This window comes from Flavivirga abyssicola (genome assembly GCF_030540775.2).
GTDB lineage: Bacteria > Bacteroidota > Bacteroidia > Flavobacteriales > Flavobacteriaceae > Flavivirga > Flavivirga abyssicola.
On record NZ_CP141266.1, the window covers coordinates 4,673,804 to 4,684,200 of the forward strand.

At 31.8% G+C, this 10,397-nt stretch carries 10 protein-coding genes; 4 read left to right on the forward strand and 6 right to left on the reverse strand.

The annotated features are described in order from the left end of the window. The 4 genes from Q4Q34_RS19555 to Q4Q34_RS19570 all read right to left on the reverse strand — a co-directional run bounded on the left by Q4Q34_RS19555 (position 1) and on the right by Q4Q34_RS19570 (position 4,428). Positions 1–732, reverse strand: a complete 732-nt coding sequence (locus Q4Q34_RS19555) for a hypothetical protein (protein ID WP_303318975.1) — start codon at positions 730–732, stop codon at positions 1–3. Between the two features lie 108 nt (positions 733–840). Next, on the reverse strand, positions 841–2,838 hold the full coding sequence (ligA, locus tag Q4Q34_RS19560) for an NAD-dependent DNA ligase LigA (protein WP_303318974.1): 1,998 nt from the start codon (positions 2,836–2,838) through the stop codon (positions 841–843). A gap of 229 nt (positions 2,839–3,067) precedes the next feature. Further along, complete coding sequence (gene prmC, locus Q4Q34_RS19565; RefSeq protein ID WP_303318973.1) at positions 3,068–3,940, reverse strand: peptide chain release factor N(5)-glutamine methyltransferase; 873 nt, start codon at positions 3,938–3,940, stop codon at positions 3,068–3,070. After that, positions 3,937–4,428, reverse strand: a complete 492-nt coding sequence (locus tag Q4Q34_RS19570) for a GNAT family N-acetyltransferase (protein WP_303318972.1) — start codon at positions 4,426–4,428, stop codon at positions 3,937–3,939. The genes prmC and Q4Q34_RS19570 overlap by 4 nt, the downstream gene beginning before the upstream one ends. A gap of 53 nt (positions 4,429–4,481) precedes the next feature. On the opposite strand from Q4Q34_RS19570, the gene Q4Q34_RS19575 reads away from it, so the two are divergent. From Q4Q34_RS19575 to Q4Q34_RS19585, 3 genes are read left to right on the forward strand one after another with little or no spacing between them, the layout of a single operon-like run. Continuing rightward, complete coding sequence (locus tag Q4Q34_RS19575; RefSeq protein WP_303318971.1) at positions 4,482–4,937, forward strand: hypothetical protein; 456 nt, start codon at positions 4,482–4,484, stop codon at positions 4,935–4,937. Positions 4,938–4,941: 4 nt separating this feature from the next. After that, positions 4,942–5,940, forward strand: coding sequence for a bifunctional diaminohydroxyphosphoribosylaminopyrimidine deaminase/5-amino-6-(5-phosphoribosylamino)uracil reductase RibD (ribD, locus tag Q4Q34_RS19580; RefSeq protein ID WP_303318970.1), 999 nt, complete (start codon positions 4,942–4,944; stop codon positions 5,938–5,940). Further along, a complete protein-coding gene (locus tag Q4Q34_RS19585; protein ID WP_303318969.1) occupies positions 5,933–6,553 on the forward strand; it encodes an HAD family hydrolase in 621 nt (206 codons plus the stop codon). The genes ribD and Q4Q34_RS19585 overlap by 8 nt, the downstream gene beginning before the upstream one ends. A gap of 37 nt (positions 6,554–6,590) precedes the next feature. On the opposite strand, the gene Q4Q34_RS19590 is transcribed toward Q4Q34_RS19585, so the two are convergent. After that, positions 6,591–8,954: a zinc-dependent metalloprotease gene (locus Q4Q34_RS19590; protein WP_303318968.1), complete on the reverse strand. Its 2,364-nt coding sequence runs from the start codon at positions 8,952–8,954 to the stop codon at positions 6,591–6,593. Positions 8,955–9,199: 245 nt separating this feature from the next. Here Q4Q34_RS19590 and Q4Q34_RS19595 point away from each other — a divergent pair, with 245 nt between their 5' ends. After that, complete coding sequence (locus Q4Q34_RS19595; RefSeq protein WP_303318967.1) at positions 9,200–9,811, forward strand: IMPACT family protein; 612 nt, start codon at positions 9,200–9,202, stop codon at positions 9,809–9,811. Here Q4Q34_RS19595 and Q4Q34_RS19600 read toward each other — a convergent pair. After that, entirely contained in the window at positions 9,808–10,206 is a 399-nt protein-coding gene (locus tag Q4Q34_RS19600; RefSeq protein WP_303318966.1) for an acyl-CoA thioesterase, read from the reverse strand. The two genes, Q4Q34_RS19595 and Q4Q34_RS19600, sit on opposite strands and share 4 nt — an antisense overlap. Positions 10,207–10,397 lie beyond the last annotated feature (191 nt).

Genomic DNA, 10,397 nt, shown 5'->3' on the forward strand with positions numbered 1-10,397 from the left:
TTATTCCATTACTATATATTTCTCTTCTTCATTCAAAACATTTAATAGTTTTGCTTGTTGATAGAAAAAGTAAAAAGCAACTAGTGTAAGCGTAGTAGAAATAAAGTTAAGCAGGCTTCTTTGTGCAATATAAAAATATGCCACCTGCATGACTTCTGAAAAGACAATACATAATGCCCCTATAAATAAATATAAAGACTTCTTATTATCCCTGTAAAAATAGTTCAATAATGCTACTGACAATAATATGAGCATAACAATATTATATGCCATCTCTAGATAATAGCCGTCTCCAATATTAATGCTCAATATGACTTGTAAAACATATACTAAATATATATTTAAAACTGTTAAAACAATTAAATGAATTTTAAAATTTTTAAGCACATAAAATAAATTTAGTGATTTACTAATTTTTATGATCAAAAACACATACGCAAATATAAATAATACATTTCCTACAAAATAATCGAAGTCTTTCAAATTACCCTCTTTACCATCTGATATATAAAATATTACTATTCCCATTAAATCTGATATGGAATAGCATAATATAAATAACAAAAAGAATATATTTTTCCTTCTTACAAAAATCACATATATTAGCGCTATTAATGGAGTTATTAAACAATCCAAATTAAAAGAAAGTGTATCATTTCCATTAAATTCATTAATAGCGAATAACACATATACTAACAAAACACATCCTACCAAGACTTTCGACTTGTACATAATAGCGATTTTTGATTCATCAGCAAATATAGACAAATTTTACAATTAAACAGTAAAAATATGCTTTTTATCGATTAAAAAATGTATTTCGTCGATTTTTTATATGGATTACTGTATTTTTTGTAAGAATTCATTCTCGCTAATTAATGGTACACCAAGCTTGTCTGCTTTTTCCTTTTTGCTAGGCCCCATATTACTCCCTGCTACGATATAACTTGTTTTAGAAGAAATAGAACTACTTAACTTGCCTCCGTTATCTTCGATGAGTTTTTTAAGCTCATTTCGCGAGACATTTTCAAAAACACCAGAAACAACAATGACATCTCCAGCCAATATACTTGTTTGCCCAATTAATTGTTCTTCAGATAATTCTAATTGAACTCCAAACTGCTTTAACCTATCAATTATATGCAAGTTTACTTCCGATTTAAAAAATACACTTACACTTTCTGCAATCTTAACTCCTATTTCATCGACATTAACCAAATCCTCTTCTGTAGCATTAGCTATCGCTTCAATACTTTTATAATGTTTAGCCAATTTTTTAGCAACCGTTTCTCCTACATATCGAATCCCTAAAGCAAACAGAACACGTTCAAAAGGAATATTTTTAGAAAGTGCTATCCCTTGAATCAAATTATCTGCACTTTTTTCTGCCATACGTTCTAAAGGGATAACTTCTTCTTTGGTTAATTCATACAAATCTGAATAATCAGAGATCAAACCTTCATTTACCAAAAGAGCAACAGTCTCTCCTCCCAGTCCTTCAATATCCATAGCTTTCCTCGATATAAAGTGTTGAATTCGCCCAATAATCTGTGGTTTACAGCCGTTATAGTTAGGGCAATAGTGCTGAGCCTCACCATCCTGTCTCACAAGTTCAGTTTCACATTCCGGACAATGCGTAATATATACTGTTGGTTGGGAAGCATGAATTCTCTTAGCTAAATCTACCCCAAGGATTTTTGGGATAATCTCTCCTCCTTTTTCAACATAAACTTCATCCCCTACTCGGATATCTAATTTTTCAATTTGGTCCGCATTATGCAACGATGCCCGTTTTACAGTGGTTCCTGCTAATTCTACAGGTTCTAAATTAGCAACTGGCGTAATTGCCCCTGTACGTCCTACTTGATAGGTAATACTATTTAATCTTGTTGAAACTTGCTCTGCTTTAAATTTATAAGCCATCGCCCACCTTGGAGCTTTTGCTGTATAGCCTAATTCTTCTTGCTGCTGCAAACCATTTACTTTTATAACAACACCATCTGTCTCATAGGGCAAATCATGACGATTTACATTCCAATAATCGACAAACTCCAAAGCTTCGTCAATAGAATTAACAAGTTTTGCCGCACTTGGTACTTTAAAGCCCCAAGCTCTTGCTTTTTCTAAACTTTCAAATTGTGTTTTAATATTCAAATTGGACCCCGTTATATTATAAAGGAAGCATTCTAAAGGACGTTTAGCGACTTCTGTACTATCCTGAAGTTTTAAACTACCGGAAGCTGTGTTTCTAGGGTTTCTATAAGGCTCTTCTCCTATTTCAATACGCGCCTCATTCATTTTATTGAAACCATCAAAAGGTAATACAATTTCGCCTCTTATGTCAAATTTTGCGGGATAGTCAGTTCCTTTAAGCTGCAACGGTATTGATTTAATGGTTTTTATATTAGCAGTTACATTATCACCTTGAACGCCATCTCCTCTTGTTATTGCCTTAGCCAGATTACCATTTTCATAAGTTAAACTAATAGACGCTCCGTCATATTTTAATTCACATGTATATTGAATCTCACCATCTATTAATTTTTTAATACGGGTTTCCCAATCCTGCAAATCTTCTTTAGAATAAGAATTGTCTAAAGAATACATACGATGTTCATGTACAACAGTTTCAAAATTCTTAGTTACCTCTCCACCAACCCTTAAGGTAGGAGAATTAGTATCAAAAAACTCAGGGTGTTTAGCCTCCAATTCCTGGAGTTCTTTAAGTTTTTTATCGAATTCAAAATCAGAAATCGTTGCGTTGTCAAGTACATAGTAATTGTAGTTATGTTCTCTAAGTTCCGTTCTTAAAGTTTCAATTAATTCCTTAGTTCCCATTAAAAAGTAATAGATTATTTTTTAAAGCTCCTAATATACTAAAATGAGTTCCAAGAAATTATTACTAAAGTTATTTTTTATCAGTTTTTTATTCAACACTCTAGGTACAAGTACTCTAAATATTACCAATTAAAATAGCTTTTTTTAGTTTTTTAAATTTTTGCTAATAATGCAGCAATAGCATCCTAATCTATTAATGATTTAAACACAAAAACGCTGAATAGTTTTATTAGCCCATAAATACAGCTTTAATCATTCTATCTTTTTTAAAGATATCTTGTTTTAGCCTTATATTATTGAAGTTGTTCTTTTTAAGTAATCGTATCATATCATTACCTAAATACTCGTTAATTTCAAAAAACAATAACCCTTCATTTTTTAAATGACTCAAAGCAAATCGAGTAATGGCTTCATAAAATTGCAAAGGGTTTTCATCTTTTACGAATAATGCTAAATGCGGTTCATTATTTACGACATTGGGTTTCATAAATGCCTTTTCTCGCTCTCGCACATACGGTGGGTTAGACACGATAGCATCAAATTTTAAATTTTTAAATTCAGCGTTAAAAGTCTCAGTATCTAAAATATTTGCTTCTATAAACTCAATTGCAACATGGTTTAAGTCAGCATTTTGTTTTGCTACTTTAAGCGCCTCATGACTAACATCTAACCCATAAACCTCCACATTTGGTAAACTTTTAGCCAAAGAAACAGCAATACAGCCGCTCCCAGTTCCAATATCTAATATTGTATAGTTAGTTGCCGTTTCTTGTTTGCTTTCTGCTTCTTTTAAAACCCAGTCTACAAGTTCTTCTGTTTCCGGTCTTGGAATTAATACACTATCGTTAACCTTAAAAGGGAGCCCATAAAATTCTGTATCTCCTACTATATATTGTATAGGCTCTTCTTTTTTTAATAACTGTAAAGCGTTTAGAATAATCTCGTTATCATCAACTTTATAATCAGGCTCTAAAGCTAATTGCATTCTAGTAACTGAATAATAGGCTTCTATTAATATAAAAAAGAAACTGTCTATCTCTTCTTTACCATAAATAGCGCCTAATTCTTTATGAAATATGTCCTGAATTTTTTTTAGCCTCATAAGTCCTTTATCATCCAAACACCACAAGAATAGTGTCCCGTATTACCTAAACCGCTTTTCAAATGTTTAAAACCATAGCTTTCATAAATATGAATAGCCGCTTTAAGTTGGGGTGCAGATTCTATATAACATTGTTTATATCCTAATTCCTTGGCTGATTGTAAACATTTTTCAAACATTAATTTGCCATAACCTTTACCTCTTACTTTTGGAGAAAAATACATCTTTTGAATTTCGCAAACATCAGCTTCAAAATCTTTTAGAGGCTTAATACCTCCTCCTCCTAAAACCTCGCCATTATTATCAATTATGTAATATACATCATTACTATTTTGATAAGACTCAAACATTCTCGGAGTTTCTTCATCTGTATACGCCGTACCTTCTAAAGGGATTTTAAACTCGTGAAAACAATTTCTTATAATTTGTTCTATCTGTTGATTGTCTTCAGGCTTAATTTCTCGAATAACTATAGTATCTTTACTCACTTTTAAAGTATAATTTTATCCAAGTGAAGATACTTAAATCTAAAAAAAATAGGATGAGGAATATCATTATTTTATCAACAACATTATTTGCTTTTATAAGTTGTTCGGTTAACAAAAAACCAGAGTTTTTGTATGTTGAAAACATTAAAGTTCAAGAATCGACTTCAAAACACATAACTTTTACAGCTGATGCTTTTTTTATAAACCCCAATGATATTGGCGGTGAATTAAAAACTGACGAAATAAAGGTTTTTATTAATGATAATGAAATGGCAACAGTATCTACTAATAGCTTTAAAGTACCTGCCAAAAAAGAATTTTCAATTCCCTTGAAAGCAAACATTCCAACTGATAGTATTTTTAGCAATAAAAATCTTGGTGGATTACTTGGCAGCCTTTTTAATCAAAAAATTAAAGTACAATATAAAGGCGATATCGTATACAAAGCTTTAGGAGTTTCGTTTACTTACAATATTGATAAAACTGAAAACGTGAAGATTAAACTATAAATAGTTGACTAATAACGAAACATACATAAAACGCTGTATAGAAATTGCTAAAAACGGTTTAGGCTATACCAGGCCAAATCCTATGGTTGGCTCTGTTATTGTTTATGACAACCAAATTATAGGAGAAGGCTATACAAGTCCCTATGGCGGTAATCATGCCGAAGTTAATGCTATAAATTCTGTTACAGATAAAGCTTTATTAAAAAATGCTACTATATATGTAACGCTAGAACCTTGCTCTCATTACGGAAAAACACCACCTTGTAGTGATCTTATTATTAAGCATAAAATTCCAAATGTGGTTATTGGATGCATAGATGATAACACAAAAGTTGCTGGTAAAGGAATTAAAAAACTCATAGAAGCTCATTGTAATGTTACTGTTGGAGTTTTAGAAACAGCCTGTAAAGAACACCATAACCGTTTTTTTACATTTCATAATAAAAAGCGCCCATATATTATTTTAAAATGGGCAGAAACCAAGGATGGCTTTATTGCTCCAAAAAACAGAGAAGAACAAAAACCTGTTTGGATCACTAATAAGTATTCAAGACAATTAGTCCATAAATGGCGCGCTGAAGAACAAGCTATCTTAGTGGGCACAAATACTGTTTTGCAAGACAACCCAAGTTTAACTACCAGAGACTGGAAAGGCAACCATCCAATTAGGATTGTTTTAGATAAAGACTTAAAACTATCCAAAGAGTTTTCGGTTTTTAATAATGACGCCAAAACGATTACAATAAACAATATCGATTTTAGTAAAAATATAGCTCAACAGATTTGTGACATTTTACATCATAATGATATTACTTCTGTAATTATTGAAGGCGGACAAAAAACACTACAGACTTTTATAGATGAAGGTATATGGGATGAAGCTAGGGTTTTCACAGGAGACACAGAATTCAAAAAAGGAGTAAAAGCACCAATATTTTCAGGCAAACTTATTTCGGAAGAAAAAATTATGTCCGACATTCTTAAAGTTTACAACAATGATTAAAACTATTATTTTCGATTTCGGAAATGTATTTATCAACTTAGACCTAGAAGGTCATATGCAACATGCGCTCAAAGCTTATGAAATTGAAGCTTTTTCAGAAGAAATGATGGCTTTTAATAGTTTTTATGAACAAGGCCTTATTTCAACTGATGAGTTTCTTAAATTTTACACAGAAAATTTTCCGAAACTTTCAACCAAAGCGTTAATTGACATTTGGAATTTTATGTTGAAAGATTTCCCTGTACACCGTTTAGATTTTTTAAAGCAACTTAAATCTGATTCAAAATACAATCTTATTTTATTAAGCAATACTAACGAACTTCATATAAATTGGATTGAAAAACACATTCCTTTTTACGAAACATTTAAAAGTTATTTTGATGTTTTCTATTTATCACACGAAATTGGTTTAAGGAAACCCAATCAAGACATTTTTGAGTTTGTGCTAAAAGAAAATAAACTAAATGCAGAAGAATGCCTTTTTATTGATGATAATATTGATAATATTAACACGGCAAAAGAATTAGATCTTAATGTTTGGAATATCAATCATAAAACCGATGACATCATAGATCTATTCACTGTAAAAAAAACGTGTTTTGATGCACCTTAAGCCGTCGTTAAAGTGCATCTTTTTCCATGCGGATTAATTAATCAACAATAACTTTCTTAATCGTTTTATTGTTATCTCTTTTAAATATTACAAAATAGATCCCTTTAGACCAATTATCGATATCAATAGCTGTTTTTCCCCCAACGACTTCGAGTTCTTCTTTTTCATATACCATGTTTCCTAAAACATCTACTATAGATATACTCCCACCTGTATTATCTTTTATTTTGATATTTAAAATAGAATTTGCAGGATTAGGGTATATAGAAAAAACATTGTCAAGATTATTATCACCTACACTTAAAGCTTCTAAATAGGTTAAAACTATTCTAGTAACTGCCCAATTAGGATCACTTCCTCCTCGATCTGAAAACTCTAATGAAAGTTTCCCATCAGTTACATCTACTTCAAATATTTCGTTAAAATATACACCAGGAGTAATATTTACATTTTCTAACCGATCGACACCTTCTGCTTTAACAAATATATTATCGTGTGCATAAAGACGATCACCAAATGAAATAAGCACCTTCCACTTGCCATTACGTAATTTTGTTTCAAAAGTTCCTGGCTGTGTAGATTGACATAAGTCTCTATTAAGATCGTTAGTACCAGGTGCACTACCACGGTCCCTATCATCAATATGAGTCGTGTCTGTCCATCCGTACAAACTATTAGATGTATTCCCGTGTACCCTATCATGATAAGACCATAGTGAGGATGTTCGAGTTCCCAAATCGAAACTAAATTCATTACTATTCTCATTAAAATGAGAGGTCACTTTATCAATATAAACAGCACCAAAATCTGTGCGTCCAGTTGTATCAAAAACAGTGTAATGGAAAAAATCCCTTCCATTAAGGCCAGATGCTGGTTGCGTATATATAAGCTCATTTCTTCCTCCAGGACCTGTACCTGCAGAAAGGCTAATTGTTCCACCCAGATTACTTACCTGATCCAAAATCCTAACATCTAACACATCGTTATTAACATCATAATCATTTGAAATTACATCAATAGTAATTGGAGCATCAAATTGCATTTCATATTCATCATAAACACCAAAAGGCTTTACCTCACCAGGTGTTGATGTTGGAATTCCTGCCGAGCGTTTTTGATTAAGTACCTGCCTTACAATTTGAGCTTCAGTTGTAGAAAATCTACCTACATTGTTATTTCCTGACCCATGCATAACACTAATACCATAATCTCTTCCCCCTGCAGTAGTAGACCCTGCATTGTCTCTCGGTCTATTCTCATAAAATATCCCGGAGCTGTTAGTATGTCTTAAATTCCAAACATGACCAACTTCGTGCGTAGCCGTACCATCTGCCCAACTAGTTGGGCCATTTCCACCCATAGTTGCATATTTAAAAGAGGTAGCTACTTTATTAACATATGCCAAACCCGAAGGCGCTGCCGCTACATGATAAACAGCCAAATCGTGCGTGGTCCCCACCTCACTTGGGTTATTATTCCAATAATCTTTAAATGCTGCAAGACTAGAACTAGCAGTTGAAGATGTCCCTGTACCTGTCACTAAATCCCTTAATGGATCTGTACTAGCATCTGTTCTAATTATAACAGTACCAAGTGTAAACTTTACACCAGAACCATGAAGAAAACGTCTATTAAGATTTCCAATTATAGATTGTGCAGAAGCTTGTGCCTTGGACAAATTCCCATTATAAGCAGTGCTTGAGAAAAAAGACCTAGAGCCAATTTCTACACCAATTTCATATTCAAGCACATCCATTACTGTAGTTGGAGGCAAACTTGCTGCAAGAAGACCAGTTTCTTTTAACAATAATGGTTTGTCTGTACCTTTAGAAAAATTGGCAGGTAATTTTGTTTTTTGACTTGAATTTTCATTCTCCGAGATTGAATGCGTACTATCCCCATTATTAATATCCAACATACACCCTTTACCTAAATGCAAATTTTCTTTTTTAACAACAAAAATATCATGAGTCCTTTTGTTTTCTGATGAAGGTCTTATTTCTATCGTTTCGCTTTTAGATTTAACTATAGTTGCTATTAATCCTTTTTCAGATATTACGGCATTCACATAAATATCTGGATATTCTTTAAGGTTTCCTGTATATGCACATTCTTTTGGTTTTTCAGTTTCTACCAACTTACCAGTACCATCATCTATTAAAAACCTAGTATTTCTGCCATACACCAAACTCTTCTCAAGTTCAAGAGTCATTACCTCGTCCAAATAAATGATTGGTATTGAAAACCTAGAAGGTAAATTCTTAGGAAGCTCTTCAATAATTAAAGTCTCGTATTGAGAATTATTATTATCATGGTTTATTTTATTTTGTGCACTTACAATGTGACAACCTAAAATAAGCAGTAAAAAAAGTATTTTTCGGTATGGTAGTTTTAACATCATAATTATATTTTGTTAGAGCTTGGATTAAATGTCTTACAAATTTGATACTAAAATTGCTATCTTATCGGGTACAGATATTTCTTTTTAATACATATTCTGTTCATTTTCAATCTGAAAACTATAAAAACAACAAAACCCACTTTCTCTTGTTAAAATAAAACTCGCACAAACACTATTTAAATGATTTTGAATTTTATGTATAAAGTTTCACATGAACATAAAAATTATACCTTATTATTGTAAAAATGAATTCGCCAAAAGATACTTATAGAACAATTCTCAAAGCTTCGGAAGAACAACTTTATAAAGACAGAAACAGTAAGTTTTACGGTTATGCGTTTCCTGTTTTAACAGAAAGTGATGTAAAAGCCCACATTGAAACATTAAAAAAGACACATCATGCCGCAAGACATTGGTGCTATGCTTATCAATTAGGAACAGAGAGGTTCTCGTATCGCGCCAATGATGATGGAGAGCCTAATAATTCCGCCGGTATGCCAATTTATGGGCAAATCCAATCTTTTGATGTGACTAATATTTTGGTGGTTGTAGTAAGATATTTCGGTGGTGTTAAACTAGGTGTAGGTGGTTTAATTAACGCCTATAAAACAACAGCTCAGATAACATTAGAACATTCCAATATATTAGAAAAGACTATTAATATAAATTACCTTATTTCATTCGATTATAAAAACATGAATAAAGTGATGCGAATTATTAAAGAGAAAAACTTAAATATTAGCAACCAAATTTTAGAAATGGATTGTAAGATTACGATTTCGGTCAGAAAAAAGGACGCACAATCTATTTTTGAAACTTTTAATCGCTTATTCGAAATAAGTATTAAAAAAAATTAGCCTACTAAAAGATCCAAAAGATATTGTGGTGCTTTTGTAGGCTTATTAGTTTTCATATCTATAAACACCAAAACCGTGCTAGCAGTTGTTAAAATTTCACCCTTTTTATTAGTGATTTCATAATCAAATTCGATCTTAATCGTAGGAGTTTTCTTTAGTTGAGTTTTTACATTAATTACATCGTCATAACTCGCTGATTTCTTATAGTTTATGTTCAAAGAAACAACTGGTAACATGATCCCACTTTCTTCCATCATTTTATAAGAAACTCCTAATTTTCGTAACCACTCAACTCTTCCCATTTCAAGGTATAATGCGTAATTACCATGATAAACGACTCCCATTTGGTCAGTTTCACCATATCTCACTCTTATTTGTATTTCGTCGATTTTCATAGGGATTATTAATTTTTTTTTCGTAGTTTCGGCATGAGCTTAAACATGAGGAAAAAATTCTAAAAATTCAATAGTAAATCATTTTTTTTTTAAGAATTTTGTTCACATATTTGCCACAAGTAAATTGGGTCAGAGGGGAACATTCAATCTCTCTTAATTAAACTAACTAACAAATAACTACTAGTAAACTA